General features: G+C 65.1%; 22 protein-coding genes. 8 read left to right on the top strand and 14 right to left on the bottom strand.

Translation table 11 applies throughout. The features are described from left to right. Window positions 1-9 precede the first annotated feature (9 nt). Window positions 10-1,239, top strand: a complete 1,230-nt coding sequence (locus tag ACSHT2_RS02140) for a lytic murein transglycosylase (protein WP_440640178.1) — start codon at window positions 10-12, stop codon at window positions 1,237-1,239. 118 nt (window positions 1,240-1,357) lie between these two features. Here ACSHT2_RS02140 and ACSHT2_RS02135 read toward each other — a convergent pair whose 3' ends face one another. From ACSHT2_RS02135 to recJ, 3 genes are all read right to left on the bottom strand, one after another. After that, window positions 1,358-2,155, bottom strand: coding sequence for an aldolase (locus ACSHT2_RS02135; RefSeq protein WP_440640177.1), 798 nt, complete (start codon window positions 2,153-2,155; stop codon window positions 1,358-1,360). A 97-nt stretch (window positions 2,156-2,252) separates the two neighbouring features. Beyond that, the gene (locus tag ACSHT2_RS02130) at window positions 2,253-3,062 is read right to left on the bottom strand and encodes an SDR family NAD(P)-dependent oxidoreductase (RefSeq protein ID WP_440640176.1); all 810 of its coding nucleotides are present in this window, start codon (window positions 3,060-3,062) and stop codon (window positions 2,253-2,255) included. Window positions 3,063-3,126: 64 nt separating this feature from the next. Continuing rightward, on the bottom strand, window positions 3,127-4,968 hold the full coding sequence (recJ, locus tag ACSHT2_RS02125; protein ID WP_440640175.1) for a single-stranded-DNA-specific exonuclease RecJ: 1,842 nt from the start codon (window positions 4,966-4,968) through the stop codon (window positions 3,127-3,129). 288 nt (window positions 4,969-5,256) lie between these two features. Here recJ and ACSHT2_RS02120 point away from each other — a divergent pair, with 288 nt between their 5' ends. From ACSHT2_RS02120 to ACSHT2_RS02105, 4 genes are all read left to right on the top strand, one after another. Continuing rightward, window positions 5,257-6,333: a methyl-accepting chemotaxis protein gene (locus ACSHT2_RS02120; protein ID WP_440640174.1), complete on the top strand. Its 1,077-nt coding sequence runs from the start codon at window positions 5,257-5,259 to the stop codon at window positions 6,331-6,333. Window positions 6,334-6,737: 404 nt separating this feature from the next. Beyond that, a complete protein-coding gene (locus ACSHT2_RS02115) occupies window positions 6,738-7,481 on the top strand; it encodes an SDR family oxidoreductase (protein WP_440640173.1) in 744 nt (247 codons plus the stop codon). A 54-nt stretch (window positions 7,482-7,535) separates the two neighbouring features. Continuing rightward, entirely contained in the window at window positions 7,536-7,952 is a 417-nt protein-coding gene (locus tag ACSHT2_RS02110; RefSeq protein WP_440640172.1) for a cupin domain-containing protein, read from the top strand. Between the two features lie 400 nt (window positions 7,953-8,352). Beyond that, window positions 8,353-9,324 carry an MBL fold metallo-hydrolase gene (locus tag ACSHT2_RS02105; RefSeq protein ID WP_319336663.1) on the top strand — a complete coding sequence of 324 codons (972 nt, stop codon included), beginning with the start codon at window positions 8,353-8,355 and terminating at the stop codon, window positions 9,322-9,324. A 51-nt stretch (window positions 9,325-9,375) separates the two neighbouring features. Here the strand turns inward: ACSHT2_RS02105 and ACSHT2_RS02100 are convergent, their stop codons facing one another. Together ACSHT2_RS02100 and ACSHT2_RS02095 are read right to left on the bottom strand one after the other, a co-directional pair. Continuing rightward, complete coding sequence (locus ACSHT2_RS02100) at window positions 9,376-12,522, bottom strand: efflux RND transporter permease subunit (protein ID WP_440640171.1); 3,147 nt, start codon at window positions 12,520-12,522, stop codon at window positions 9,376-9,378. Window positions 12,523-12,527: 5 nt separating this feature from the next. Continuing rightward, window positions 12,528-13,733 carry an efflux RND transporter periplasmic adaptor subunit gene (locus ACSHT2_RS02095; RefSeq protein ID WP_440640170.1) on the bottom strand — a complete coding sequence of 402 codons (1,206 nt, stop codon included), beginning with the start codon at window positions 13,731-13,733 and terminating at the stop codon, window positions 12,528-12,530. A gap of 270 nt (window positions 13,734-14,003) precedes the next feature. On the opposite strand from ACSHT2_RS02095, the gene ACSHT2_RS02090 reads away from it, so the two are divergent. After that, window positions 14,004-14,597 carry a TetR/AcrR family transcriptional regulator gene (locus ACSHT2_RS02090; protein WP_440640169.1) on the top strand — a complete coding sequence of 198 codons (594 nt, stop codon included), beginning with the start codon at window positions 14,004-14,006 and terminating at the stop codon, window positions 14,595-14,597. Between the two features lie 7 nt (window positions 14,598-14,604). Here the strand turns inward: ACSHT2_RS02090 and ACSHT2_RS02085 are convergent, their stop codons facing one another. The 5 genes from ACSHT2_RS02085 to ACSHT2_RS02065 form a co-directional block, all read right to left on the bottom strand. After that, the gene (locus tag ACSHT2_RS02085) at window positions 14,605-15,324 is read right to left on the bottom strand and encodes a haloacid dehalogenase type II (protein WP_440640168.1); all 720 of its coding nucleotides are present in this window, start codon (window positions 15,322-15,324) and stop codon (window positions 14,605-14,607) included. A 153-nt stretch (window positions 15,325-15,477) separates the two neighbouring features. Then, entirely contained in the window at window positions 15,478-16,479 is a 1,002-nt protein-coding gene (gene glpX / locus ACSHT2_RS02080; protein WP_319336648.1) for a class II fructose-bisphosphatase, read from the bottom strand. A gap of 84 nt (window positions 16,480-16,563) precedes the next feature. Continuing rightward, window positions 16,564-17,880, bottom strand: a complete 1,317-nt coding sequence (locus tag ACSHT2_RS02075) for a homoserine dehydrogenase (RefSeq protein WP_440640167.1) — start codon at window positions 17,878-17,880, stop codon at window positions 16,564-16,566. 29 nt (window positions 17,881-17,909) lie between these two features. Next, the gene (locus ACSHT2_RS02070) at window positions 17,910-19,130 is read right to left on the bottom strand and encodes an LL-diaminopimelate aminotransferase (protein WP_319336642.1); all 1,221 of its coding nucleotides are present in this window, start codon (window positions 19,128-19,130) and stop codon (window positions 17,910-17,912) included. Between the two features lie 216 nt (window positions 19,131-19,346). Further along, window positions 19,347-19,622, bottom strand: a complete 276-nt coding sequence (locus ACSHT2_RS02065) for a hypothetical protein (RefSeq protein WP_440640166.1) — start codon at window positions 19,620-19,622, stop codon at window positions 19,347-19,349. A 253-nt stretch (window positions 19,623-19,875) separates the two neighbouring features. Between ACSHT2_RS02065 and ACSHT2_RS02060 the strand changes: the two genes are divergently transcribed. Together ACSHT2_RS02060 and ACSHT2_RS02055 are read left to right on the top strand one after the other, a co-directional pair. Then, window positions 19,876-21,684, top strand: a complete 1,809-nt coding sequence (locus tag ACSHT2_RS02060; protein ID WP_440640165.1) for a PHA/PHB synthase family protein — start codon at window positions 19,876-19,878, stop codon at window positions 21,682-21,684. 62 nt (window positions 21,685-21,746) lie between these two features. Continuing rightward, entirely contained in the window at window positions 21,747-22,145 is a 399-nt protein-coding gene (locus ACSHT2_RS02055; RefSeq protein ID WP_319336633.1) for an MAPEG family protein, read from the top strand. 104 nt (window positions 22,146-22,249) lie between these two features. Here ACSHT2_RS02055 and ACSHT2_RS02050 read toward each other — a convergent pair whose 3' ends face one another. From ACSHT2_RS02050 to ACSHT2_RS02035, 4 genes are all read right to left on the bottom strand, one after another. Further along, window positions 22,250-22,843 carry a class I SAM-dependent methyltransferase gene (locus tag ACSHT2_RS02050; RefSeq protein ID WP_440640164.1) on the bottom strand — a complete coding sequence of 198 codons (594 nt, stop codon included), beginning with the start codon at window positions 22,841-22,843 and terminating at the stop codon, window positions 22,250-22,252. A 14-nt stretch (window positions 22,844-22,857) separates the two neighbouring features. Further along, window positions 22,858-23,904 carry an N-acetyl-gamma-glutamyl-phosphate reductase gene (gene argC, locus ACSHT2_RS02045; RefSeq protein WP_440640163.1) on the bottom strand — a complete coding sequence of 349 codons (1,047 nt, stop codon included), beginning with the start codon at window positions 23,902-23,904 and terminating at the stop codon, window positions 22,858-22,860. Window positions 23,905-24,004: 100 nt separating this feature from the next. Continuing rightward, on the bottom strand, window positions 24,005-25,003 hold the full coding sequence (gene argC, locus ACSHT2_RS02040) for an N-acetyl-gamma-glutamyl-phosphate reductase (protein ID WP_440640162.1): 999 nt from the start codon (window positions 25,001-25,003) through the stop codon (window positions 24,005-24,007). Then, the gene (locus tag ACSHT2_RS02035) at window positions 25,000-25,680 is read right to left on the bottom strand and encodes an FMN-binding negative transcriptional regulator (protein ID WP_440640161.1); all 681 of its coding nucleotides are present in this window, start codon (window positions 25,678-25,680) and stop codon (window positions 25,000-25,002) included. The genes argC (ACSHT2_RS02040) and ACSHT2_RS02035 overlap by 4 nt, the downstream gene beginning before the upstream one ends. Between the last annotated feature and the right edge of the window lie 93 nt (window positions 25,681-25,773).

Raw genomic sequence — 25,773 nt, 5'->3', positions numbered from 1 at the left:
AATGCGCCCATGAAGCACGCTGATTCCTCGCCTCATCCAACTCGCCGCGCCCTCCTCCAATCGGCGTTCGGTGCAGCCGCCTTGCTCGCCGTCCCGACACGCGCTCTCGCCGTGCCTCCGGGCTTCGACGATTGGCGCGAGAGCTTTCGCGCACGCGCGATGGCGAAAGGTATTTCCGCCGCGACATGGCAGCGCGCGATGGGACGGGTCGAGCCGGACATGAGCGTGTTCAAGCAGATGCGCAACCAGCCCGAATTCCGCGAGCAGGTCTGGCAATACATCAATCGCCGCGTCTCGGACTGGCGCATCATCAACGGCAAGATCGCGCTGAAGAACAACGAGGCGTTGCTCGCCCGCATCGAGCGCGATTTCGGCGTGGAACGCGGAACGCTGCTGGCGCTGTGGGGCGTCGAGTCCGCCTATGGCGATCCCCTGGTGCAGCAGAACCACATGAGGCCGGTGTTTCCCTCGCTCGCAGCGCTCGCCTGGAACGAGCCGCGCCGCAAGGCCTATTGGGAGACCGAGTTGATCAACGCGCTGCGGATCGTCGACAAGGGCTGGAGCACGCCGGAAGAAATGCGGGGATCCTGGGCCGGCGCGATGGGACATTCGCAATGGATGCCGGAGGTCTGGCTCAATGTCGGCATCGACTATGACGGCGACGGCAAGGTGTCGCCGTTCGGCAAGCCCGACGACGCGTTGGGCTCGACGGCGAAGTACCTCGTCAATCGCGGCAAATGGCATCGCGGCGAGCATTGGGGCTACGAGGTGCGCGCGCCCGGCAACATGAGCGGAAGCCGCACCTATGCGGCGTGGCAGGCGGCCGGCATCACCCGCGCCGACGGCCATCCATTTCCACAGCCGAACGCATCCGCGCAGATGTGGACGCCTGTTGCGGGCGGCCCGACCTTCCTACTGGGACCGAACTTCTATTCGGTGAAGAGCTATAACCCTTCCATGAACTATGCGCTCGCGATCTGCCATCTCGGCGATCGCTGCCTGGGAGGGCCTCCCTTCATACAACCCTTTCCGGGCTCGGAGCGCGCGCTGACGCTGGCCGAGGTGCAGGAGATGCAAACGCGCCTGACCAAGGCCGGCTTCGATACCGGCGGCACCGACGGCCGCGTCGGCAACGATACGATGAAGGCGGTCAAGGATTTTCAGCAGCGCGCCGGCATCACGCCGGCGGATGGCTATGGCGGCCTGAAGGTACTCGCGAAGCTGCGACAGGGGTCGTAGGCCCGCTCCCCTTGCCGTGGTTCCGGGGCTCGCGTGGCGAGACCCCGGTATCTCGCACCACGACCTCTGGATTCCGGGTTCGAGGCTGCGCCTCGCCCCCGGAAAGACGATGTGGCGCTCAGTGCCTATATTGCGGCTCTTCCGCGTCGAGCTGGCGGCGGATGGCGGCAAGATGCAGCCGCGCGGATTCGGTATCGCCCTCGCGCATCTGCTTGTAGGTCGCGTCCGCAATCGCGGGATCGACCGGCAACACCTTTCGTCCCGTCGACATCGCCAGCACCTGCACCTCGGCAGCGCGTTCGAGGTAGTAGAGATCGTCCCAAGCCTCTGCGATGGTCGGCGCCAGCACCATCACGCCATGATGCTTCATGAAGACGATGTCGGCATCGCCGACGGCGGAGGCTATGCGCGCGCCTTCGCGGTTGTCGAGCGCAAGGCCGTTGTAGTCGCGGTCAACCGCGGTGCGGCCGTAGAACTTCAGCGCGGTCTGGCCGGCCCAGATCAGGGGATCGCCCTCGGTCATCGACAGCGCCGTGGCATAGGGCATGTGAGTGTGGAAGGCGACCTTTGCGCGCGGCAGGCGCTTATGCATCTCGGCATGGATGTAGAAGGCGGTCGCCTCCGGCACACCCTCGCCGTCGAGCACGTTGCCGTGGAAGTCGCAGATCAGGAGCTTCGACGCAGTCAGCTCGCGGAAGGCGTAGCCGTAGGGATTGACGAGGAACAGCTCGTCATGGCCGGGCACGACGGCCGAGAAGTGGTTGCAGATGCCTTCCTCGAAGCCGTTGCGCGCCGCCATGCGGAAGCAGGCGGCCAGATCCTCGCGCGCGGTGCGGATCGCGTCGGTCGCGAGGTCCGGCCGGTTGGAGCGGAATGGAGCGGGCGCGGGCGAGGAAGCGTGAAGGCTGTGCGCCATGGCGAAGGACACCTCTGTCGGTCGGGAGCTGCCAGCCTTGTACAGGGACTGCGCCTGCGCGTCAGCCCCTGCGAACCGCCACCCTGCCCTGCAGCGCTCAGGCCCGCCGCGGCACGCCGCCCGCGTTCATGCCGCCGTCGATGACGAGCTCGCTGCCTGTGACGTAGCGCGAGGCATCGGACGCCAGATACAGCACGCCGGAGGCGATCTCCGCGGCATGGCCGGCGCGGCCGAGAGGCGTGACGACACGCGCGCGCTCCTCCGGATCGATCGGCGCGTTCTGGCCGGCGCCAGTCGCGCCCGTCGGGATCTTGCCCCAGATCGGGGTATCGATGATGCCGGGGTGAACCGAGTTGACGCGGATGCCGTCGCCCGCCGCCGCGCACTCCATCGCGATCGATTTGGCGAACAGCCGCACGCCGCCCTTGGTCGCCGAATAGGCCGACAACCCGGGCGAGCCGCGCAAGCCCGCCAGCGACGACATCATGACGATCGAGCCGCCGCCGGTCTTGCGCATCAAGGGCAGGCAATGCTTGACCGAAAGGAATACGCCATCGAGATTGATCGCATTCTGCTTGCGCCAGTCAGCGAGCGTCATGTCGACGATCGAGGGCACAGCGATGCCGATGCCGGCGTTGGAGACCATGATGTCGAGCCGGCCGTAGCGCTTCGCGATGTCGGCGACGACATCCACCCACCGCTCCTCGCTGGTGACGTCCTGCTCCAGGAAGATCGCCTTGCCGCCGGCCTTGGTGACGCGCCTGGCGAGCTCCGGGCCGCGCAGCTCGTCGATATCGGTGATGACGACCGCGGCGCCTTCGCGCGCGAACAGCTCGACGATGGCCTCGCCAATGCCGGAAGCGCCACCGGTCACCAGTGCGACCTTGCCCTCAACCTGTCCTGCCATGTTCACTCCCTTTTTTTGTTGTTTGAGCGCGTTATCTTTGCGCATGATCTTGTCGGATCATGCGTCATCTAATCACGGATGGCCCTTGATCGGGTAGCGCGATGTCGACGACGCGGAATTGCACGCGCTCGGCGCCCTGGTAGCGGTCGACCGAGAGCGAGCCCGCGACATGCAGCTGCTGGCCTCGATTGGCGAGCAGCGCATTGCCGAGCTTCTGGCCGACCGAACGGAACGCGATGCCGTTGACCATGGCGCCATCGCCCGACTTGAAGCGCAGGCGCAGATGCGCCTGGCCGACCTCGTCGGCGAACACGAGTTGGTGCGCCGGCAGTGCCAGCACGGGCTCCGGATTGCCGCTGCCGAAGGGACCGGCACGGTTGAGCGTCGCCGCAAGCTCCGGCGTCACCGCACGTGCGGAGACCGCACCGTCGATATAGAGCTCGTTGACGTGGCGCGCCTCCGCGACATCGCGTGCCAGCGCGTTTTCGAGATAGGCGCGGAATTCGGCGAGCTTCTCTTTCCGCAGCGTGACGCCGGCGGCCATCGCATGCCCGCCGCCCTTGAGCAGGATGCCGTCGGCGACCGCCTGCCGCACCGCCTTGCCGAGATCGACGCCGGCGATCGAGCGGCCCGAGCCGGTGCCGATGCCGCCCGGCTCCAGCGCAATGGCAAAGGCAGGCCGCGAGAACTTCTCCTTCAGGCGGGAGGCAACGAGGCCGACCACGCCGGGATGCCAGCCTTCCGAGGCCGTGACGATCACGGCGAGCTTGTCCTCCAGCCCGATCGAGGCCAGTGCCTCGGCTTCGGCCTGGGCTTCGGCGGCCTGCTCGATGACGCGGCGCTCGCTGTTGAGACGATCGAGCTCCGCCGCGATCCGCGCAGCCTCGACGCTGTCGCCCTCCAGCAGCAGCCGCACCCCGAGATCGGCGCGGCCGATGCGGCCACCGGCATTGACGCGCGGCCCCAGCATGAAGCCGAGATGCCAGGCCTCCGGCGGGCCGTTGAGCCGCGCCACGTCCATCAGTGCGGTATGCCCGACATGGTCGCGCCGTCGCATCGCGATCAGCCCCTTGGCCACGAAGGCGCGGTTGAGACCGATCAGCGGCGCCACGTCGGCAACCGTGCCGAGCGCGACGTGATGCAGCATGCCGAGCAGATCCGGCTCCGGCATCTCGGAAGTCCAGAAGCCGCGCTGGCGCAGCTCGCGGTTGACGGCGACCAGCGTCACCAGCACGAGGCCGACGGCGGCGAGATGACCAAGGCCCGAGAGATCGTCAGGGCGGTTCGGATTGACCAGCGCATCGACTTCGGGAAGATCGAGTCCGCATTGGTGGTGGTCGATCACGACCACGGACATGCCGAGACGTTTTGCTTCAGCGAGCGGCTCGATGCTGGTGGTGCCGCAATCGACCGTAACGAGCAGCGTCGCGCCCTTCGCGGCGAGCGCCCGCACCGCCTCGGTATTGGGGCCATAGCCTTCGAATATCCGGTCGGGAATATGGATCAGGGGATCGAGCCCGCAATGACGCAGGTGCCAGGCGAGCAGCGCCGCCGAGGTGGCGCCGTCGACGTCGTAGTCGCCGAAGATCGCAACCTTCTCGCCCCTCGCCGCGGCATCGGCGATCCGCTTCGCGGCGGCTTCCATCTCCGTCACGGTAAAAGGGTCCGGCAGCAGCTTTCGGATGGTCGGATCGAGGAAGTCGGGCACGGCGTCGATATCGATCCCGCGGCCGGCCAGCACCCGCGCCAGCAGCTCCGGCAGTTGGTGCCGCTGCACGATGGCGAGCGCCTGCGCCGCCCCGCGGGCGTCCAGGCGGTCGCGCCAGAGCTTGTCGGTCAGCGAGCGCGCCACGCCCAGGAAAGCCTGGGGCGCTTCGACGGGCAAGGCGGTGGCGGGCGGCGTCATGGCGGAGGCAACTTGGTGGGAGCTCGGGGTCCAGGCGATCACGCGGACGCACGGTCACTGGCTTTCCGGAGGATTGGCCGGCAATCGGCCCGGATTTGCAACGGCCCGGCCGCACAAAGCGGTGGATGGCCGCCCGACCGGCCGGGGTGACTACCATTTAGGCATTCCGCGGAACAGCAAATTAAGCAGGCGTTAGGCGGAATCTTCGAAAAAGAATCGTATTCGATCTGTAAGTCGTTGTTCCCCGTTCATTGCAGATCAGGCCTCATTGCCAAGGGAAGCACCCCGATGTCTGCTGCGCTGGGTCTGAAAGCCAAGCCGATTGCCTCCGAACCTGCGGACGATGATTCCGACATCTCCGCGCTGATCAATCGCCTTACTGCCGAGGTCAACCAGATCGCGATCGACAAGACCAAGTCGATCCAGCAGATCACCAATCAGATGAAGATGCTGGCGCTCAACGCGCTGATCGAGAGCTCGCGCGCTGGCACGCAAGGCGCGGGCTTTGCGGTGGTGGCGCAGGAGGTGCGCGGCGTCGGCCAGCAGGTCGAGACCATCGCCCGCGAGCTCGAAACCCAATTGACGAAACGCACCGGTGATCTCGTCGCCTCGATCGAGCGCATGAGCCAGCGTTCGCGCGGCGAGCGCATGGTCGACCTGTCGCTCAACGCCATCGAGCTGATCGACCGCAATCTCTATGAGCGCACTTGCGACGTGCGCTGGTGGGCGACCGATTCCGCCGTGGTCGATTGCGCGGCCTCGCCTGGCGCTGCGGCCGTCTCCCATGCCTCGCAGCGCCTCGGCGTGATCCTGGGGGCCTACACGGTCTATCTCGACCTCTGGCTCTGCGATCTCGACGGCAACGTCATCGCCAACGGCCGCGCCGACCGCTTTCGAGTCGTCGGCCAGAACGTCGCCCACACCAGATGGTTTCGCGAGGCGCGGTCCTTGCGCTCCGGTGACGACTATGTCGCCGGCGACGTCGAGAACCAGCCGCTGCTCGGCAACGCGCAGGTCGCGACCTATTGTGCCAGCGTCCGCGACGGCGGCCAGGCCAATGGCGCGCCGATCGGCGTGCTTGCCATCCATTTCGACTGGGAGCCGCAGGCCCGCGCCATCGTGCAGGGAGTCCGTGTCGGCGACAGCGACAAGGCCCGCGTGCTGCTGGTCGATTCGAGTTTTCGCGTGATCGCGGCTTCCGACGGCCAGGGCATCCTCAGTGAGCGCATCTCGCTGTCGCTGGACGGCCAGCGGTCCGGTTTCTATCAGGACCGCTCCGGCACGATGGTCGCCTTCCATGCGACGCCAGGCTACGAGACCTATCGGGGCCTCGGCTGGTACGGCGTGATCGTCTGCGGAGCGTGAGGCGAGAAGCGGCCGCCTCGCGAAACCGGATCGTTGTCCGCCTGCCCGATCAGAATCCGCGAAAACAACCCCATGCACAGTAGCCGCATGGTTGTTTTCATTGGTGTTCTTCAGCGGCTTACCTGCCGTCTTGCGTCCGTCGAAGCGCTTTGACACGTCGGGCAAAATACTGGCAATCTATGATCATCGCAGGTTCCGTTCACGGCATGAGGGAATGATCCCTTGCGATCCGATCTTGTGACACCACAGCCCAGCTTCTGAAGCATTTTCCGGCAAGGCTCGCCCGTTACAGGCAAGAGCCTGCGCCGCGGCTCGGATAGAGTCGCTTCGCATCACGTTGATCGACGTGACAGCGCGAGCTCCCCTGGTTGGTCTCGCGCTCCGAAATACCGAGGAGACATGCCATGAAGATCGTCGTGATCGGCGGAACCGGCTTGATCGGATCCAGGCTCGTCGCGAAGCTCAAACAGCAGGGTCACGAGGTGGTGGCAGCCTCGCCGAAATCAGGCGTGAACGCCGTGACCGGCGAAGGCCTTGCTGCGGCGCTGGCTGGCGCGGATGTCGTCGTCGATGTCGCCAACGCGCCGTCCTGGGAGCCGGCTGCGGTGCTCGAGTTCTTTCAGCGTTCGAGCCAGAATCTCGGCGCGGCAGAGGCCGCAGCAAACGTGAAACATCACGTTGCGCTCTCGATCGTCGGCACCGACCGCTCGCCCGACAACGCCTATTTCCGTGCCAAGCTGGCGCAGGAAACCATCATCAAGTCGGCTTCGGTCCCCTACTCGATCTTGCGCGCCACCCAGTTCTTCGAATTCCTCGGTGCCATCGCCGAAACAGGCGTGATCGACGGAAAGATCGTCGTTCCCACGGCCCAGTTTCAGCCGATCGCGGCCGACGACATCGTCGATCGTCTCGCGGAGGTCGCGACGGGCCGGCCGCTCAACGGCACGATCGATATCGCAGGACCCGAGAAGGCCCCCTTCAACGAATTCATCGCACGCCGCCTGAAGGCGTCCGGCGACACACGTTCCGTGATCGGAGATCCGAAGGCGCTGTATTTCGGCGCCCCCATCGACGACACGTCGCTGAACCCGCTCGGCGAGGCGCGGCTCGGGACAACGCCGCTCGCAACATGGCTCGCGAGCCTCTGAGGCTCCGGCAGCTTGATCACGACGTCACGACAACATGGCTATGAAGGAGATCCCATGCGCAGATTGCTGATCGCCACGGCGGTTTATGCCGTATCTGTCCTGGCGGCCCACGCAGCCGAGAAGGCAGCCCCCTTGGCCAAGGTCACGATCGTCTTTGACCAGGCGCTGCCAAATGTTCCCGGCAAGAGCATGAAGGGCGTGCTGGTCGAGTACGGCCCCGGAGGCTCCTCGCCGGCCCACATCCACGCGCCGTCCGCCTTCATCTATGCCACGGTCCTCGAAGGAGCGATCCGCAGTCAGGTCAATGATGGCCCGGCCAAGGTCTTTCACAAGGGAGAGAACTTCTTTGAGAAGCCCGGCGACCGCCACGCCGTCAGCGCCAATGCCAGCGATAGCGAGCCTGCGAAGCTGCTGGCCGTGTTCGTGGTGGACACGAACGACAAGGAGTTGACGACGCCGATCGCGAAGTAGCACCGGGCCAACAGGCGGCCTTGCTGCTTCGAAGCCAGCATCGTTGCGACGCAGCCACGAAGGCCACGTTCGGGTTGAAGGCATTCGCCGCCCGGCAGTCAAACTCTTTCCCGCGATCGCGCCGGTCAGGCGACCAGCAGACACAATCGCGACACAAACCTTGATTGCATTACGCCAGATCTGTTGAATCGTTCTGACGGCAAGAACGTCGGCGACGGCGTGCATGCCATGCGCCGGAATTGCCATACCAGCCTGGACGAGCAGCGATTATCTCCCCACCAATTCCACTTGCTAGCTTGTCCAAACCAGCGCAGCATCGTGCGGTCGGCTCCAGGCCGATCGCAACGCGCAGACAATTGCGCAAGATACGCAATACAAAAGACTAAAGCGGAGGAAACGCATGACAATCGATGTCTCTCGTCGGTCACTGCTCGCACTCGGGGCGGGCCTCGGCGCCAGCGCCATGCTCGGCAGCAGCGCGCTGGCGCGGGCTCCCAAGCTCGGCACGCAGACACCCTACTGGCACCGCTTCATTCTCGGCGACGCCGAGGTGACGGTCGTATCCGACGGGCCGCTGCCGCTCGGCGACCCCTCAGGGACCTTCACCGGCGTTCCCAAGGAAGAGGTCAAGAAGATGCTCGCCGACAATTTCCTGTCGCCGGACAATGTCGTGCTGGAGCAGAACTCGCCGATCGTGAACACCGGCGACAAGCTCATCCTGTTCGATACCGGCATGGGCAGCTCGAAAATGTTCGGCGCCAGCACCGGCCGGCAGCAGAAGAGCATGACCGAGGCCGGCATCAAGCCGGGCGACATCGACGCCGTCGTCTGCTCGCACGCCCATATCGATCATATCGGCGGCATCGTCGACGAAGGCGGCAAGCCGCTGTTCCCGAACGCGCAAGTTTACATCTCACAGACCGATTTCGACTTCTGGACCGACGAGGGCAAGCTCGGTAGCGCGGCCAAGGACTTCGTCGTTCACGCCCGCAAGAACCTGCTGCCGGTGCGCGACCGCATCGTGTTCTTCAAGGACGGCCAGGAATTCCTGCCCGGCGTGCAGGCGATCGCCGCGCCCGGTCACACCGTCGGCCACACGATCTTCATGGTCTCGTCGGCGGGAAAATCGTTCGCCTTCCTCGGCGACCTCTCGCACCATTCGGTGCTGCTGCTGGAGCGGCCGCGGATGGAGTTCTCCTATGACACCGATCCGAAGCAGTCGGCGGAGACGCGCGTCAAGCTGCTGACGATGCTTGCAGCCAACAAGACCCCGGTGATGTCCTATCACTTCGCCTGGCCGGGCTACGGCCATGTCGCCAAGGCGGGCGACGGATTCCACTACTATCCGGAACCGATGAAGATGACGTTGTAGGTCGGCAAATCGGCTCCGGGCGACGCGAGCCGCCCGGAGCCGCGATTCAGCTCATTCCGCAGGCTCCGCGCGGGCAAGTGACGTCGAGCCGGCTGCGTCGGGCCGCACGCGGGGAAAGATCCGCTGAACGAGCACGAACAGCGCGGGGACGAAGAAGATGCCGAGGACGGTTGCCGCGATCATCCCGCCGGCAACCCCGATTCCAACCGCGTTCTGGCTGGCGGACCCCGCGCCCGTCGCCACCGCCAGCGGCAGCACGCCGAGGATGAAGGCGATCGAGGTCATCAGGATCGGACGCAGGCGCTGGCGCGCCGCGTGCAGCGTGGCCTCGACGAGGCTGCGGCCGGCCGCGATCTGCTCCAGGGCGAATTCGACGATCAGGATCGCGTTCTTCGAAGCGAGACCGATAGTGGTGAGCAAGCCGACCTGGAAATAGACGTCGTTGGCCTGACCGAACAGCGTCGCAGCGAGAAGCGCGCCGAGCACGCCGATCGGCACCGTCAGCATCACCGCGAACGGAACCGACCAGCTCTCGTAGAGCGCCGCAAGGCTGAGGAATACGATCAGGAGCGAGATCGAATAGAGATACAGCGTCTGGCTGCCGGTGAGACGCTCCTGGAACGACAAACCGGTCCATTCGTGGCCGTAGCCTTTGGGGAGCTTCGCCATCTGCTCCTCCACCGCCTGCATGGCGACGCCCGAACTGATGCCCTGCCCCGGCTGTCCCTGAAGCTCGACGGCGGCAACGCCGTTGTAGCGCTCCAGGCGCGGCGAGCCAAAACTCCAGCGATCGGTCGCTACGGCCGTGAACGGCACCATGGAGCCGGCGGCATTGCGGACGTACCAACGGCCGATGTCGCTGGTGTCCATCCGGAACGGCGCGTCGCTCTGGACGTAGACCTGCTTGACGCGGCCGCGGTCGATGAAGTCGTTGACATAGGCGCCGCCCCAGGCGGCCGACAGCGTGGTGTTGAGATCGCTCAGGCTCACGCCGAGCGCCGTGGCCTTGGCCTGGTCGACGTCGAGATTGAATTGCGGGGTGTCGTCCTGTCCGTTCGGCCGCGCCTGCGCCACGCGCTTGTCCGCCGCGAGCTGGCCGAGGAGCTGGTTGCGCGCCTGCATCAGCGCCTCGTGACCGTTCCCGCCGGTGTCCTGCAGATAGACGTCGAAGCCGCCGGCATTGCCGAAGCCTGGGATCGGCGGCGGCAGCACGGCGAACACCATCGCATCGCGGATCCGGGCAAACGCACCCATGGCGCGGCCGACCACGGCCTGCGCCGAGGCCGCCGCATCCTTGCGCTCGTCGAACGGTTTCAGGCTGACGAAGGCAAGACCAACGTTCTGCCCCTGGCCGGCGAAGCTGTATCCACTGATCGCGAACACGCCTTGCACGGCGTCTTTTTCGTTGTCGAGATACTGGTGCTCGACCTGCTTGATGACGTCCAGCGTGCGCGTCGAGGTGGCGCCGACCGGAAGCTGGATCAGGGTCATAATCGAGCCCTGGTCCTCCTCGGGCAGGAACGAGCTCGGCAGCCGCTGGAACAGGACGACCATGGCGGCGACGATCGCCGCGAACGCGATCAGGACGCCGGCGACACGCTTGATCGCGCCGGCCGCTCCGCGCTGGTAGCCATCGGCCATGCGGTCGAAACCGCGGTTGAAGGCGCCGAAGAAGCCGCGCCGGGCGCCGTGCTCCTTCGGCGGCTTCAGGATGGTGGCGCACAGCGCCGGCGTCAGCACCAGCGCCACCAGAACGGAGAGCAGCATCGCCGTGACGATGGTCAGCGCGAATTGCCGATAGATGATGCCGACCGAGCCGTTGAAGAACGCCATCGGGATGAACACGGCCGAGAGCACGACGCCGATCCCGACCAGCGCGCCGGTGATCTCGCGCATGGACTTCTCGGTCGCCTCGCGCGGGCCGAGATGCTCCTCGGTCATCACGCGCTCGACGTTCTCGACCACGACGATGGCGTCGTCGACCAGCAAGCCGATCGCCAGCACCATCGCGAACATCGTCAGCGTGTTGATGGAATAGCCAGCCAGCGCGAGCACGCCGAACGTCCCGAGCAGCACCACCGGCACGGCGATGGTCGGGATGATTGTGGCGCGCCAGCTCTGCAGGAACACGAACATCACCACGAAGACGAGCGCGATCGCCTCGAACAGCGTGTGGATCACCTTCTCGATCGACAGCTTCACGAACGGCGTGGTGTCGTAGGGATAGATGACGCGAAGCCCCTCCGGCATGGTGGCCGTGAGCTGGGAGATGCGCGCCTTCACCGCTTCCGAGGTCGCGACCGCATTGGCGCCGGTCGCGAGGCTGATGCCCATGCCGGCAGCCGGCTTGCCGTTGTAGCGCGCGCTGGAATCGTAGGATTTCGAGCCGAGCTCGATACGCGCGACGTCGCCGATACGGACGGTCTGGCCCGTCGTGGCGGTGCGCAGGATGATGTCCTTGAACTGCTCGACCGTCTGCAGGCGGCTCTGCGAGGTGATGGTGGCATTGAGCTGCTGGCCGCCGACGGCCGGAAGACCGCCGAGCTGCCCGGCCGTCACCTGGGTGTTCTGGGTCTGGATCGCCGCGGTGACGTCGCCCGGCATCAGATTGTATTTGGCGAGCTTGTCGGGATCGAGCCAGATCCGCATCGCGTATTCGGCGCCGAACAGCTGCACCTGGCCAACGCCGGCGACCCGGCTGATCGGGTCGTTGATCGAGGACGCGACGTAATCGGCGATGTCGCTGGCACTGAGCCGGCCATCATCGGAGACGAAGCCGAGCACCATCAGGAAGCTCGACGACGACTTCACGACCTTGATGCCCTGCTGCTGCACCACCTGCGGCAGCAAGGGGGTGGCGAGTTGCAGCTTGTTCTGCACCTGCACCTGGGCGATGTCGGCGTTGGCCTCGCTGGTGAAGGTCAGCGAAATCGACACGGCGCCGGTCGAGGTGCTCGACGACGACATGTATTGCAGATTGTCGAGGCCGGTCATGTTCTGCTCGATGACCTTGGTCACCGAGTTCTCGGCGGTCTGGGCGTTGGCGCCGGGATAGGTCGCGCTGATCGTGACGACGGTGGGCGCGATCTGCGGGTATTGCGCGATCGGCAGGCGCATGATCGCGAGCGCGCCGCCCAGCATGACCAGGATGGCGATGACCCAGGCGAAGATCGGCCGCTTGATGAAGAAATGCGACATGACGATTACCGCTCCGTTGCCGCGGCCGCCGGCCGCGCCTCAGCCTGCCGGATCGGGCTCACCGTGAGGCCGGTCGCCCGATCCACCGTGACTTCGACGGTCTTGACCGGCGCGCCCGGACGCGCCTTCTGCGTCCCCTCGACGACCAGGCGGTCGCCCGCCTTGGCACCGGCGCGAACGAGCCAATTGCCGTCGACCGCCTCGCCGAGGTCCAGCGTCCGCTGCTCGATCTTGCCGTCGCCGTCGACGAACATCGCCACGGCCTGCCCCAGCGGATTGCGCGAGACCGCCCGCTGCGGCACCAGGATCGCGGCCGCGTCGACGCCGGCGACGACGCGTGCGCGCACATACATACCGGGCAGCAGCAGGCGCTCGGGATTGGCGAAGATCGCGCGCGATGAGACCGAGCCGGTACTCTCGTTGACGCTCGTATCGGTGAAGCCGTATTTGCCCTTGCGGCCGTAGACCTTGCCGCTCTCCATCAACAGCTCGACCTGCACGCCTTCGGCCGGGCGCTTGAGCTGGCCGCTGGCGAGCTCGCCCCGCAGGCGCTCCATCTCGGAGGTCGACTGGTCGAGATCGACATAGACCGGATCCAGCTGCTGGATCGTCGTCATCGCAGTGGCCTGGCTCGCGGTGACGAGCGCGCCGGGCGTGATGGTTGACTTGCCGATACGGCCCGAGATCGACGCGGTCACCTTGGTGCGGTCGAGCGAGATCGCCGCGGTGTCGCGGTTGGCCTGCGCCGCATGCAGATCGGCCTCGCCCTGCTTGTAGGCGGCAACGGCGTCGTCGACGTCCTGCTGGCTGGCCGCATTGGTCTGAAGCAGCTGGGTCTTGCGCGCGGCCTTCAGGCGCACGCTGACGAGCGTCGCCTCCGCCCGCTGCACCGAAGCCTCGGCGCTCGCCAGAGCGGCCTTGTACTGCACCGGGTCGATCTCATAGAGCAGGTCGCCCTCCTTGACCTCGGCGCCCTCCACGAAGTCGCGCTTGAGCAGAATGCCCGTGACCTGCGGCCGGACCTCCGAGACCTGATAGGCGACGACGCGCCCCGGCAGGACGGTCGATATCTCCGCCTCCTGCGGCGTCAGCGTCATCACGCCGACCTCCGGCGCCATCTGTTGCGCGGCAGGCATCGGGCCCTGCTCTCCGCAGGCCGCGAGCGACAGCAGGGCCATCATGGGAACGATTTGGGCGATCGGGGCACGCATGAACGATCCATCGGTGAAGTCGCGGCCCCTCGACAGGTCGCGCACGGAAACAATCGGAAACTCTTCAGTTTCCATTGGGAAACTTGGTAGTTTCCAAGTCCGAAGTCAAGTGCTAGGCTGCCCGCAGATTTGCGTTCAAGCAGTCGTGAAGCGGCTCACATTCGGCGGCAGGTTGACATGGCGAGAGGATCCAGCGGCCACAGGCCCATCGAGGGCGGTCCGGCTCCAGCGCGAAGCAAGCGGGATCGCGACCCCGCCCCGGACGCGCGCATGACTCAATTGCTGGCGGCGGCAAAGGACACTTTCACCCGCAAGGGTTTTGCCGCGACGACGATGGACGACATCGCCGGCGCCGCCGGGATGTCGAAGAAAACGCTCTACAAGCTCTTCGAGAGCAAGATCGAGCTTTTCCGCGCCATGCTGCTACGCAGCCTGCCCGATACCAATTTCGCAGACGCTCCCTGGGAGGGATCACCGACGAGCCGGCTTCGGAATACGTTGAGAGAGGCCGCGAACGTGGCGCTGACGCCCGGCGAGATCGCGCTGCAGCGCCTGATCATCGGCGAACGCCAAGCCTCGCCTGCGCTCGGCCGCATGTTCGCGGAGATCATCATCGACACCGCCACGGAACGCGTCGTCGACCTGCTCAAGGCGGTTCGTCTGCACCCTCGTTTCCAGGCCGTGCCGCTCCGCCTCATCGCCGAGATGCTGTTCGGCATGGTGTTCGGCCATGATTATTTCAGGCTGCTGACCGACACCGGATTCAGGCTAAACCGCCGCGTCCTGGACCGACGGATCGACCTTGCGATTGCAACTTTCTGTGCGCCCGATGACCCCGCCGATGAGCTGCCGCGCCCGGGTTGAGCGACGATCAGCAGCCAAGCCGGTCCGCGATCCCGCCAAAATCCTTCGCGACGATGTCCCAGTTGCCGGTCGCCTCGAAGTCGACCTTCTGCAACGGCCCGTATTCGGTCGGCCGCGCCACGAACGCGGTCCTCAATCCGTTCTTCTGCGCGGCCGCGAGATCGCCGTTGTGGGCGGCGACCATCATCACCTCTTCAGGCTTGAGGCAGAGCAGCCGCGCGGCGCCGAGATAGGTTTCCGGATCGGGCTTGTAGTGCTCGAACAGCTCGGCCGACAGGATGAGGTCCCACGGCAGGCCGGCGAACTTCGCCATGTTGGTGAGCAGCGCGACATTGCCGTTCGAGAGTGGCGCGATCACGAATTTCGACTTCAGCCGCGTGAGGCCAGCGACGCCGTCGGGCCAGGCATGCAGGCGGTGCCAGCCCTTGGTGAGGTAATCGAGATCGGCGTCCGTGAGGCCCGGAATCGCGAACTTCTCGACCAGCTTCTCCAGCGAGCGGCGATGCAGATCATCCAGCATGACATAGCCGCGCTCGGGATGCTGGCGCACGTCGTCCATCGAGGCCATGTACATGCCGCGCCAGCCGTCGACGAGCGCGGTCCAATCAGCGGTGATGCCGCGACCTTTCGCCCACCACATGAAGTCGGTGATCAGGCTGGTGCGCCAGTCCACCACAGTGCCGAACACGTCGAAGACCAGGGCTTTGACGGCGGAGAGATCGGACATGTGCGCTACCCCCAATTCTTGTTGTCATTCCGGGGCGATGCGCAGCATCGAGCCCGGAATCCATTTAACGTCGGACTTTGCCGCCCGATGGGTTCCGGGCTCTCCGGGCCGCGCACTTTGCGCGGTCCCGTCGCCCCGGAACGACGGAGCGCGCTAATCCAAATGGAACTTGGCCAGCTCGCGGTGCTCGGCCTTGATGTAGCGCACGGTGCCGGTGACGGAACGCATCACCACCGTCTCGGTCTCGATCACGCCGTCCTTGCGGAACTTGACGCCCGAGAGCAGCGAGCCCGTGGTGACGCCGGTGGCGGCGAACAGGCAGTCGCCGCGCGCCATGTCCTCGATGCCGTAGATCATCTTGGGATCGTTGACGCCCATCTTGGCGGCGCGCTCGCGCTTCTCGTCGGAATCGAGGATGAGGCGGCACTGCATCTGGCCGCCGATGCAGCGCAGTGCCACGGCCGCGAGCACACCTTCCGGCGCTCCGCCGGTACCGAGATACATGTCCACGCCGGTGTTGTCGGGGTCGGCGCAGTGGATCACGCCGGCGACGTCGCCGTCGGTGATCAGGCGCACCGCGGCGCCGGTCGAGCGCACGCTCTCGATGATGCTGGCATGGCGCGGACGATCGAGCACCAGAACCGTGATACCATCCGGCTGGACACCCTTGGCCTTGGCGAGGCGGCGGACATTGTCGGCCGGCGTTGCATCGAGATCGACGATGCCCTTGTCGTAACCCGGGCCGATCGCGAGCTTCTGCATGTAGACGTCGGGGGCGTGCAGCAGCGTGCCGCCGTCGGCCATCGCCATCGTGGCAATCGAGCCCGGCATGTTCTTGGCGCACAGTGTGGTGCCTTCGAGCGGATCGACCGCGATGTCGACCTGCGGGCCTGCGTTCAGGCCAACTTTCTCGCCGATGAAGAGCATCGGCGCCTCGTCGCGCTCGCCCTCGCCGATCACGATGGTACCCTCGATGGGGAGCTTGTTGAGCTCGCGGCGCATTGCATCCACCGCGGCCTGATCGGCCGCCTTCTCGTTACCGTGCCCGCGCAAGCGCGCCGACGACACCGCCGCTCGCTCCGTCACGCGCACGATCTCCAGCGTGAGGATGCGCTCGAGCAGCGCTTGCGGCGGGACTGAAATATGGGTCGACATCGGCTAACTCCTTCGAACAGTTCTGGACGGAAATCTCCGTCCGCTTTAACTCGCAACGCCCACGGTTCGTTCGAACGAACCGCCTCAGTTCTTCTCGATCCGGATCACCTGCGGCCGTCCGCTGATCACCTTGTCCTTCTGCACGGCGGCGAGCGCGCGGCGCACGGCGTCCTCATGCGTGGCATAGGTGATCAGGATGACGGGCACGGGGACCGCCTTGCCGTCGGCCGCCGCAGCGCCGCCATTGGGATGACGCTGCACGATCGACTCGATCGAAATCTTCTGCTCGGCGAGCCGCGTCGCGATCGCGGCCGCAGTGCCCGGGAAGTCACGCGCCAAAAGGCGGATGTAGTAGCCGCCCTCGTGCCGCTCCATCGGCGCCTTCTTGGTGTCGCGAAGCTGCGAGATCGGCCGGCCGAACGGATTGGCGCGGATGCCGCGCGCAACGTCGGCGATGTCGGCGACGACGGCGGATGCAGTGGCTGCGCCCCCGGCGCCGGGGCCGACCAGCGTGATCGGCGGAATGCCCTCGCCGTCGATCGTGACCGCATTGGTGACGCCCATCACCTGCGCGATCGAGGATGATTTCGGCACCATGGTCGGGTGCACGCGCTGCTCGATGCCCTTGGCGGTGCGGACCGCAACGCCGAGCAGCTTGACGCGGTACCCGAGATCGGCCGCCGCCCGCAGATCTTCCGGCGCGATGGATGAGATGCCTTCGACATACACGGCGCTTTGAGCAACTTTCGTGCCGAAGGCGAGGCTGGCGAGAATGGCAAGCTTCTGCGCAGTGTCGTGGCCGTCGACGTCGAAGGACGGATCGGCCTCGGCATAGCCGAGCCGCTGCGCATCCTTGAGGCATTCGGCGAAAGACAACCCCTCCTGCTCCATCCGGGTCAGGATGTAGTTGCAGGTGCCGTTGAGGATGCCGTAGACGCGGTTGATGCCGGTTCCGGCGAGCCCCTCGCGTAACGTCTTGATGACGGGGATCGCCGCGCCGACCGCTGCCTCGAAATTCAGCGCGCCGCCGTGCTTTTCAGCCGCCTTGGCGAGCTTGAGGCCGTGCCTGGCCAGCAGCGCCTTGTTGGCGGTGACGACCGATTTGCCGGCGCTCAGCGCGGCTTCCACCGCCGACAGCGCCGGATCGCCGGCGCCGCCCATGAGCTCGACGAAGCAGTCCACCTCGGGGTGAGTGGCCAGCGCCATCGGATCCCTGGCCCATTCGATGCCGCGCAGGTCGATGCCGCGCTTCTTCGCCTTCGAGCGCGCAGTGACGGCGACGACGCGAATGCCGCGGCCGCTGCGGCCCGCGAGCACGCGCGCCTGCGTTTCGATCAAACGGATAACTTCGGCGCCCACGGTGCCGAGCCCCGCTATGCCCACTTTGAGGGGTGCAACCATGATGTCTTAGAAAACCTGCCGAAGAGAACTCAACGCCGATTGGCGAGCGGAACGACGTTGTGCAACGTTTCGATGCCGCTTTCAAGGAAGCGGCGCACGCCGCGCGCGGCCTGCCTGATCCGTTGCTCGTTTTCCACCATGGCGATGCGGACATATCCTTCACCATGCTCGCCGAAGCCGACGCCGGGCGAGACCGCAACGCCGGATTTCTCCACCAACAGGGTCGCGAACTGCATGCTGCCGACGCTGCGGAAGGCTTCCGGCAGCGGCACCCAGGCGAACATCGAGGCCTCCGGCGCCGGGATCTCCCAGCCGGCGCGCCCGAACGATTCCACCAGCGCGTCGCGGCGCTTGCGGTAGGTGTCGCGCATCTCCTTGATGCAGTCGTCCGGCCCGTTCAGCGCGGCGGTCGCCGCGACCTGGACTGGCGTGAACGCGCCGTAGTCGAGGTATGATTTGACGCGGGCGAGCGCCGCGATCACGCGCTCATTGCCGACCGCAAAGCCCATGCGCCAGCCGGCCATCGAATACGTCTTCGACATCGAGGTGAATTCGACGGTGACATCCATCGCGCCGGGCACCTGGAGCACCGAGGGCGGCGGGTTGTTCTCGTCGAAATAGACCTCGGCATAAGCGAGATCCGACAGGATCAGGATCTCGTGCTTCTTCGCGAAGGCGACGAGGTCCTTGTAGAAATCGAGGCTCGCGACATAGGCGGTCGGATTCGAGGGGTAGCAGACGACCAGCGCCAGCGGCTTCGGAATCGAATGCACGATCGCCCGCTCCGCCGCCTCGAAGAATTGCGGCGTCGGCTCGGACGGCACCGAGCGGATCACACCACCCGCCATCAAAAAGCCGAAGGCATGAATCGGATAGCTCGGGTTCGGACAGAGGATGACGTCGCCGGGCGCGGTGATCGCCTGCGCCACATTGGCAAAGCCTTCCTTCGAACCCAGCGTCGCCACCACCTGGGTTTCGGGATTGAGCTTCACGCCGAAACGGCGGGCGTAGTAGCCGGCCTGGGCCCTGCGCAGTCCGGGAATGCCGCGGGAGGCCGAGTAGCGGTCCGTGCGCGGCTTGCCCAGCGTCTCCTTCAACTTCTCCAGCACATGCGGCGGCGCCGGCAGATCCGGATTACCCATGCCGAGGTCGATGATGTCGGCGCCGGCATTCCGCGCGGCCGCCTTGGCCCGGTTGACCTGTTCGAACACGTAAGGCGGCAGACGACGGATGCGGTAAAATTCTTCCATGGCTCTCTAGGGCTCCGGGCAACCGGTCAGGACAGAATCGACAGGCCACGAGGGCCCATTCCAAAAGGCGCTTATTTCTTCGCGAAAATCGCTCAAAATCAAATGCTTAGAGCAATCATCGACGACGAGGACTGAAGTCGTTCGCCCTGACTCTTGGCTGAACCGAGATCTTTTAGCACGGCAAGGCGGAGGCGCCAGCGATTACCTTGCAGCGCCCTATTTGGCGTCCTTGGCAGCCACCGCCTGGCGGTCGCGCGCAGCAGCGAGCTCGGCCTCTATCTTGGCGCGCTGCTCCGGCGGGATGACCGCCTCACCGCGATCCGGCGGCAAGTCGTGCACCGGCAGATAGGTGCCGGGCTCCCTGACATGCGACTGCGCATCCGCCGGCGTCATATCCGCGAGCTGGCTCGAGCATCCGCCCAGGACGAGCGCCGTGATCAGCAGCGCGCCGCAGATCGGCCGCGTCTTTTGCAGGTCCCATAACGCCAACACTTGGGAAATCCCCTACTCGTCCCAAAGCACGGCCCCGGGCAACCTTACCCAAGACCGCGCCCAAGCTCAAACCATTGCTGCCCAAATGGTGCGAGCGAGAAAACAGCCCTTGCCCAACAAGACGAGCGGTGCGGCCCGATTGTGACGGAACCAAGAAAATTTGTCGCAGTGCAACACATCTTCGAGAGTGTTTAACGTCAAACTTGCGAGCTTCGCGGTGACGAATACGGAATGAATCGTTACTGTTCTGCTCATGAGCATGGCCACGACCGACACGCCGAAAACCGGGACGAAGTTCGACGCGGAAGCCTTCGCGATGAATGTCGCGCGGGCGATGGAGAGCGGCGGCAAGGCGCTCGCCGCTTATCTCAAGCCGCGCGAGAGCGGCGAGGTGCAGGATCGCCCGCCGGCCGAGCTTGCCGAGGTCGTCAGGACCTTCACGTCGGTCGCCGAATACTGGCTGTCGGACACCTCCCGCTCCTCCGATCTCCAGACCAAGCTCGCCAAGGACTATCTCGACCTCTGGGGCTCGGCGGTGCGCCGCATGGCCGGTCAGGACGCCCAGCCCGCGATCGCGCCCTCGCCGCGCGACAAGCGCTTTGCCGATCCGGAATGGAAGTCGAACCAGTTCTTCGACTTCGTCATGCAGCTCTATCTGCTCACGACCAAATGGGCGCAGGATCTGGTGCGCGATGCCGAAGGGCTCGATCCGCAGACCCGCCGCAAGGCGGAGTTCTACGTCCAGCAGGTCATCAACGCATTGTCGCCGTCCAATTTCGTGCTGACCAATCCGGAGGTGCTGCGCGAGACGGTGGCCAGCAGCGGCGAGAATCTCGCCCGCGGCCTGAAGATGCTGGCCGAGGATATCGCGGCCGGCAAGGGCATGCTGAAGATCCGGCAGTCCGATCCGGACAATCTCATCGTCGGCGTCAACATGGCAACGACGCCTGGCAAGGTGATCTACCAGAATGAGATCATGCAGCTGATCCAGTACGCTCCGACCACGGAGACGGTGCTGCGCACCCCGCTCCTGATCGTGCCGCCCTGGATCAACAAATTCTACATCCTCGATCTCAAGCCGGAGAAATCCTACATCAAGTGGTGCGTCGATCAGGGCATCACCGTGTTCGTGATCTCATGGGTCAATCCCGACAAGCGGCTCGGCAACAAGAGCTGGGAAGACTACATGAAGGAGGGCCCGCTAACGGCGATGGACGTGATCGAGAAGGTCACCGGCGAGATGAAGGTGCACACCGCCGGCTACTGCGTCGGCGGCACCATGCTGGCGACCACGCTGGCCTGGCTCGCCGAGAAGCGCCGCCAGCGCGTGTCGTCCGCGACGTTCTTCGCCGCCCAGATCGACTTCACCCATGCCGGCGATCTCCTCGTGTTCGTCGACGAGGAGCAGATCTCGGCGCTAGAGCAGGACATGAGGGCCGCCGGCGTGCTCGAAGGCTCGAAGATGGCGATGGCCTTCAACATGCTGCGCTCCAACGACCTGATCTGGTCTTACGTCGTCAGCAACTATCTGAAGGGCCAGCAGCCGAGCGCGTTCGACCTGCTGCACTGGAATTCCGACGCGACGCGGATGACTGCGGCCAACCATTCCTATTACTTGCGCAATTGCTATCTGGAGAACCGGCTCTCCACCGGCACGCTGGTGCTCGACAACACCCTGCTCGATCTCTCCAAGGTGAAGGTGCCCGTCTACAATCTCGCCACCCGCGAGGACCACATCGCGCCCGCTGAATCGGTGCTGTACGGCTCGCAATTCTTCGGCGGTCCGGTGAAGTACGTCCTGTCCGGCTCCGGCCACATCGCCGGCGTCGTCAATCCGCCCGCCTCGAACAAGTACCAGTACTGGACCAACGACAACATCAAGGACGTCAACGTCGCGCAGTGGATGAAGGGCGCCGTGGAGCACAAGGGCTCGTGGTGGCCGGACTGGCGCCAATGGCTGGGCGAGCTCGATCCCGAGGAGGTCCCGGCGCGCGCAGTCGGCAGCGAAGCATTCCCACCGATCGAGGACGCACCCGGCAGCTATGTCAGGGTTCGCGCATAGCGGAATCTCCCGCGCTTGTATAAGCTCGCTTGCAGCACCGCGACGACTGAGGGAACCGGACTATGACGCGCGAATTGTTCTGGCTGACACTGACGGTGATCCTGACCGGGATCCTCTGGATTCCCTACATCATCAATCGCTGCCAGGTTCGCGGGCTTAACGGTGCCATGGCCAACCCTTCGCGCGGCGACAAGCCGCAGGCGGAGTGGGCGAACCGGCTGATGTTCGCGCATGACAACGCGGTCGAGAACCTCGTGATCTTCGCGCCGCTGGTGCTGATCCTGAACGCGATCGACTATTCCACGAAATGGACCGTGCTCGCCTGCGCCGTTTATTTCTGGTCGCGCGTCGCACATATCATCGTCTACGCGATGGGAATCCCTGTGTTCCGCACGCTGGCCTTCACCGTCGGCTTCCTCGCGCAGGCCGTGCTGGCGCTGGCGATCTTCAATATCTTCTAAAGCGCGATGCGATGAGGATGAATCGTCATCGCGCTTTAGGTCGTTGTTTAAGCATGATCTTTTCGGAAAACCGCTGCGCACTTTTCCGGATCATGCTCTAGAGATCAGGCCGCGACCTTGCGAACGACGAGATGCAGCATGTTGGCCGGCGTCTTGTCGAAACTCTGGATCACGTTGGTTTCGGCTGACAGCGTGATCCACGGACCTGCGCCAGCGTAAGTCGCCTCGAGCCATTCGCGCGCCGGATAGTTGTAGTAGCGATCGAGGCTGTCGCGACCGTCACCCTCGCCCATCTTGTAGCTGGCGTAGAACACGCCTGAAGGCTTGAGCGCACGATGAATGCGCCCGAGGATGCCGGCAAGCTCGTCGCGCGGGACGTGCAGGAGACAGGCACTGGCCCAGACGCCGTCATAGGCCTCCTGCGCATCCAGCTGATCGAACCGCATCGCCTCGACGGGATGACCGAGCCGCAGCGAGGCAATCTCGGCCATTTCAGGCGAGCCGTCGGTCGCGCGCACCGAAAATCCTTCGGCCAGCATCACCGCCGCATGATTGCCGGCGCCGCAGCCGAGCTCGAGGATCGCGCCGCTGGATGGCAGCAGGGCCAGGAAGTCTGGCAGCCGCGTCGACGGTGCCTTCGCCCAGCCAGCATAGGACGCGGCATGGCCGCGGTAGAACTGCAAGGTCGCTTCGTCCACCGCCGTACCTCGTGTCATGGGAACAGCGCGATCTGCTCCAGCCCCGTCGTCTCGGGCAGCCCGAACATCCGGTTCATGTTCTGGATCGCCTGCCCGGCCGACCCCTTCACCAGATTGTCTAGCGTGGAAATCACGATCGCCCGGTTCTTGATTCGGTCGGCGACGACGCCGATCTGCACATAGTTGGAGCCGCGCACATTCTGGGTCTGCGGCAGCACGCCCTTCCTGGCAACCTGCACGAAGGGCTCGTTGGCATAAGCCTGCTCCAGCACGATTCGCAGATCGTCCGGTGTCGCGCCGTTGAGCTTGACGTAGGACGTGCAAAGTTCGCCGCGCGCCATCGGAATAAGATGCGGCGTGAAGTTGATCGTCACCGCGGAACCGGCGGCGACGCCAATCTCCTGCTCGATCTCGGGCGCGTGCCGGTGGGTGCCGACCGAATAGGGCGACAGCCCCTCGCCCGCCTCGCTGAACAACGTGTTCTGTTTCAGCCCGCGGCCGGCGCCGGTGACGCCCGATTTCGCGTCGATGACGATGTCGTCGATGTCGATCAGTTTGGCTTTCGCAAGCGGCACCAGCGCGAGCAGCGCCGCCGTGGGATAGCAGCCGGGACAGGCGACCAGCCGCGCCGACGTGATCTCCTCGCGATAAAATTCGGTCAGCCCATAGACCGCTTCGGCCTGCAATTCGAGCGCCCGGTGCTCGTGGCCGTACCATTGCGCATAGGTGTTCTTGTCGCGCAGCCTGAAATCGGCGGACATGTCGAGGACCTTGATTTTGGGATTTGCCTTGAGGACCGCGGCGATGATTTCCTGCGTGGTGCCGTGCGGCAGCCCACAGAACACCGCATCGAGCTTGCTCCAGTCGACCTTTTCCCATTCCACGAGTTTCGGCAGGTCCAGCATGAAGAAATGCGGAAACACGTCACCCATCGACTTGCCGGCGTGGGTGTTGGCGGTGAGCGTGACGATCTCGGCATCCGGATGCCGCGCCAACAGGCGCACCGCATCGGCCCCGGTGTAACCGGAGGCGCCGAGAATGCCGATCTTCTTCGAGCTCATCACGCGTCCCTTTCAGGCGTCATTGGATCGTCTTGCCGGGGTAGAAAGTTGCAGCGTCGCTTCCTCCACCGGGCTGGCCTCGCGAGCAACGCTCGATCATCTACTTGTCGGCAAGGCCCAGCATCAGCCGCATGTTCTGCACGGCAGCGCCCGATGCGCCCTTGCCGAGATTGTCGAGCCGGGCAACCAGCAGTGCCTGATGGTACTTGTCGCTGGCGAAGACGTAGAGTTCGAGCATGTTGGTCTCGTTCAGCGCCTCCGGCTCGATCCGGCCGGCCTTGGTCGCCTCGTTCTGGAGCGGCATCACCTTGACGTATTTCGAACCCGCGTAACGCTTTGCCATCGCCGCTTGCAGGTCGGCACCGCCGGGCTTGCCCGGCAGCGCGTCGAGCTGCAGCGGCACCGAGACCAGCATGCCTTGCCGGTAGTTGCCGACCGAGGGAATGAAGACCGGCCGTCGCGTCAGGTTGGAATAGAGCTGCATCTCCGGCAGATGCTTGTGCTCGAAGCCGAGGCCATAGAGCTCGAAGGACGGCGCGCTGCCATCCTCGAAGCTTGCGATCATCGACTTGCCACCACCGGAATAGCCGCTCACCGCGTTGACGGTGACGGGATAGTCAGGCGGCAGCAGGCCGGCATCGACGATCGGCCGCAGCAGCGCGATCGCGCCGGTCGGATAGCAGCCGGGATTGGAGACCTTCTTCGCCGCCCTGATCTTGCCGGCCTGGTCCGGCGTCAGCTCGGGAAAGCCGTAGGCCCAGTCCGGCGCGACCCGGTACGCAGTCGAGGCATCCAGCACCTTCGGCGCAGACGTGCCCATGCTGTCGACCAGCGCAACGGTTTCCCTGGCGGCATCGTCGGGCAGGCAGAGAATGACGAGGTCCACCTCCTCCATCAGCGCCTTCTTGGCCGCGGGGTCCTTGCGCTTGTCGTCGGCAATGGTCTTCACCGCGACATCGCTCTGGAGCTTCAGCCGCTCGTTGATGCCGAGCCCTGTGGTGCCGGAGCCGCCGTCGACGAAGACGGTCGCGGGCTTCCTGGCCGCTCCGGTGGTCGGGGCTTTCGTGGTCTCAGCGAGGCTGGTGTCGGAAAGGCTCATGGCGCGCTCCTTTCGAGCATGTTCGTATCGTCTGCGAAAATCTGTTCTGCGAAGCCTTGCGGCCTGGCCTGCCGCATCAACTGCGAGATCTGCCTGGCGTCGGCATCGCCGGTGCCGAGCGCATGGGCGATCGCGACATAGTCGGCGTCCGATTTGTGCTGGTTCAGCTTGAAGCTGCCCTCGACCTCCTCGACCGTCATGACCAGCCCCACGATCGCTTTCTTCATCGTCTCGAGCCGCCCCGACGTCATCTTCGCCGACGTCCACGGCTTCTTCGGCAACAGCCAGCTCTCGAACTTTTTGCTGAGCGTGTCGACCTGCACCGACAGCTCGTCGTCCGACAACAGCCGCACCGGCCCGCTCAGATGCACCGACTGGTAGAGCCAGGTCGGCACCTGATCCGGCGAGACGTACCAGTCCGGCGATACATAGGCATCGGGTCCGTTGACTGCGAGCAGCCAGGACGCCGCGCCGTCCGCCAGCTTTAGCAGCGGATTGTGACGGGCCAGATGAAAGGCGGCCTGCGGCGTGCCGTCAGCGGCGTAAGTCAGATAGAACGGCAATGGCGAGGCGATGGGCTTGTGGCCGTCGAAGGCGCACATGGTCCCGAAGCCGCGCTCGTCGGCAAACTTCAGGCTCGCGGCGCGGTCCTGCTTGAAAAAGGGCGGTGTGTACATCGTAGTCTCCTGCTGGGCCTCCCTGGGGGAGCCGCCGGATCAGATCGCGCTGACAGGAGAGAGAATGCCGCGGATCGGATCCAGCGGCAAAGA

This window comes from Bradyrhizobium sp. PUT101 (assembly GCF_052043945.1).
Taxonomy (GTDB): Bacteria; Pseudomonadota; Alphaproteobacteria; order Rhizobiales; family Xanthobacteraceae; genus Bradyrhizobium.
The sequence above is the reverse complement of the archived record's forward strand: the minus strand, read 5'-3'. Positions and strand labels throughout refer to the sequence as shown.